Here is a 310-nt window from a genome sequence, read left to right as displayed (position 1 = left end):
GTTTATGCCGACCTATGAACTCTCTGAAGCCCTTGCCGAAGCGATTGTTGGCGTGGCAAATGGCGCAGGCGTACGCACCACCGCGCTGCTGACCGACATGAACCAGGTGCTGGCATCCAGCGCTGGTAACGCGGTCGAAGTGCGTGAAGCGGTACAGTTCCTGACAGGTGAATACCGTAACCCGCGACTGTTTGACGTCACAATGGCGCTGTGCGTGGAGATGCTTACCTCCGGCAAACTGGCGAAAGATGATGCCGAAGCGCGCGCGAAATTGCAGGCTGTGCTGGACAACGGTAAAGCGGCAGAAGTC

Annotated in this window: 1 protein-coding gene; it reads left to right on the top strand. The window is 58.1% G+C overall.

All coding sequences use genetic code 11. The features are described from left to right. The coding region (locus AYC59_RS08525; RefSeq protein ID WP_211259989.1) for a hypothetical protein at positions 1 to 310 on the top strand (310 nt) is incomplete at both ends.

This window comes from Pseudostreptobacillus hongkongensis, from assembly GCF_001559795.1.
In the GTDB taxonomy this organism is placed as follows: Bacteria; Fusobacteriota; Fusobacteriia; order Fusobacteriales; family Leptotrichiaceae; genus Pseudostreptobacillus; species Pseudostreptobacillus hongkongensis.
The sequence above is the reverse complement of the archived record's forward strand: the minus strand, read 5'-3'. Positions and strand labels throughout refer to the sequence as shown.